The organism is Vibrio sp. 704, assembly GCF_033339295.1.
In genome coordinates this window covers 1-1,078 of sequence record NZ_JAWOUH010000116.1, presented here as the reverse complement: position 1 = coordinate 1,078, position 1,078 = coordinate 1, and the positions used below count along the sequence as shown (strand labels likewise).

The 1,078-nt window shown below is 44.9% G+C and carries 2 protein-coding genes; both read right to left on the bottom strand.

Features of this window, described 5'->3' with window-relative positions; translation table 11 throughout:
- Window positions 1–261: MerR family transcriptional regulator (locus tag R7R24_RS24840; protein ID WP_318119759.1), on the bottom strand; the 261-nt coding region annotated here is incomplete at its 3' end.
- Window positions 251–1,078, bottom strand: an 828-nt coding sequence (locus R7R24_RS24835) for a DUF1722 domain-containing protein (RefSeq protein ID WP_318119757.1), incomplete at its 5' end; no start/stop codon positions are given. The genes R7R24_RS24835 and R7R24_RS24840, both read right to left, overlap by 11 nt.

The following is a 1,078-nucleotide window of genomic DNA, read 5'->3' as shown; positions in this document are numbered from 1 at the left end:
GTTTTCTGCACTGATTTCTACATCCGATTGGCCGAGCAGTCCTTTCACTTTGCCGATCGCAATGCCTTTGGATAACCAACCTTGAATTTCACGAATCGTATCGAGATCTTGCTGGCAATATAAGCGATGCCCTTTTTCCGTTCTTTGCGGTTGGATTAGGTTATAGCGTCTTTGCCAAGCTCTCAGCGTCACAGGCTTAACGCCCGTAATCTCTGCAACATCTCGAATTGCGTATAGTTTTTCTTCTGAACTACAAACCATAGCGTAATCTCATCTCCTGCGGGTGTGGCTCTAAAAACTTCTGTTTTTGCAGATATTCATCTGGATAAGCATTTAGATAGTGTTTAATTAATGTTAGTGGCGCGAGTAATGGCAGCGTGCCAGTACGATAGTCTTGAATCACGGTCGCGAGTTCTTCTTTTTCATCTTTGTTTAGAGAGCGTTTGAAATACCCTTGAAGATGCATCAACACATTCGTGTTGTTTTTGCGACTGGCACGGTTCGATAGCGCCGTCATCAGACCTAATCGATATTCTCGGTAAAACTCGTCAATCTCATAGTTGGCAACATCTGCGACTAAGCGCCCCAAAGATCGATACGACTCTGGATGGTGCGCCATAAGCGTTAGCTTGTAACGAGAATGGAAATCGATGATCTTACCGCGTGTCGGCTCACCTGCCATCGATTCATAAAAATCGTTGAGACAGTAAATGCGAGTAATGAAGTTCTCTTTAAGAACGGGATCATTTAGGCGTCCATCTTCTTCGACAGGTAACCACGGCATTTTTTCCATCAACGTTTTCGTGTAAAGACCAACCCCTTCTTTTGCAGCGTTGTTTTTGCTGTACACTTTTACGCGTTCCATACCGCATGTTGGCGATTTGGCACAAACGATGTAACCACACAATTGCTCATTTTGAAGCTCGTCCACTTTATTTGCGGAGTAAGTCAGCATGTTATCTGTGTGATCATTGTCGGGATTTTTCGTTTCAACCAACGCGATGCGCTCTTCATTACTGATTAAACGAATCGTCGGGCGTGGCACCGGCATGCCTACCCCCACTTCTGGGCATACAGA